The 1,169-nt window shown below is 50.0% G+C and carries 1 rRNA gene (running past one end of the window); it reads right to left on the minus strand.

What is annotated here, in order from left to right:
• Positions 1–1,162, minus strand: a 23S ribosomal RNA gene (locus GTP45_RS27745); it reaches 1,444 nt to the left of the window's first position.
• Positions 1,163–1,169 lie beyond the last annotated feature (7 nt).

Consider the following 1,169-nt stretch of genomic DNA (forward strand, 5'->3'; position numbering starts at 1 on the left):
ACGGATATCCGCAGCTTCGGTGACTGGCTTAGCCCCGTTACATCTTCCGCGCAGGACGACTCGATCAGTGAGCTATTACGCTTTCTTTAAATGATGGCTGCTTCTAAGCCAACATCCTGACTGTTTTAGCCTTCCCACTTCGTTTTCCACTTAGCCAATCTTTGGGACCTTAGCTGGCGGTCTGGGTTGTTTCCCTCTTGACGCCGGACGTTAGCACCCGACGTCTGTCTCCCAAGCTCGCACTCATCGGTATTCGGAGTTTGCAATGGTTTGGTAAGTCGCGATGACCCCCTAGCCATAACAGTGCTCTACCCCCGATGGTGATACTTGAGGCACTACCTAAATAGTTTTCGGAGAGAACCAGCTATTTCCAAGTTTGTTTAGCCTTTCACCCCTACCCACAGCTCATCCCCTAATTTTTCAACATTAGTGGGTTCGGACCTCCAGTGCGTGTTACCGCACCTTCATCCTGGCCATGAGTAGATCACTTGGTTTCGGGTCTACACCCAGCGACTATCGCCCTGTTCGGACTCGATTTCTCTACGGCTTCCCTATTTGGTTAACCTTGCCACTGAATGTAAGTCGCTGACCCATTATACAAAAGGTACGCAGTCACCCCTTGCGAGGCTCCTACTGTTTGTATGCACACGGTTTCAGGATCTATTTCACTCCCCTCCCGGGGTTCTTTTCGCCTTTCCCTCACGGTACTGGTTCACTATCGGTCGATTACGAGTATTTAGCCTTGGAGGATGGTCCCCCCATATTCAGACAGGATTTCTCGTGTCCCGCCCTACTTGTCGTACGCTTAGTACCACCAATCTGATTTCGAATACGGGACTATCACCCGCTATGGTTCCTATTTCCAGAGGATTCTTCTATCAGACTGACTATCACGTACAGGCTCTTCCCATTTCGCTCGCCACTACTTTGGGAATCTCGGTTGATTTCTTTTCCTGCAGCTACTTAGATGTTTCAGTTCGCCGCGTTCGCCTCACACACCTATGTATTCAGTGAGTGATACCCTAAAAGGGTGGGTTTCCCCATTCGGAAATCTGCGGATCAAAGCTTGTTTGCTAGCTCCCCGCAGCTTATCGCAAGCTACTACGTCCTTCATCGCCTGTAATCGCCAAGGCATCCGCCATGTGCACTTATTCACTTGTCCCTATAAC

Source organism: Duganella rivi (assembly GCF_009857435.1).
Lineage (GTDB): Bacteria > Pseudomonadota > Gammaproteobacteria > Burkholderiales > Burkholderiaceae_D > Rugamonas > Rugamonas rivi.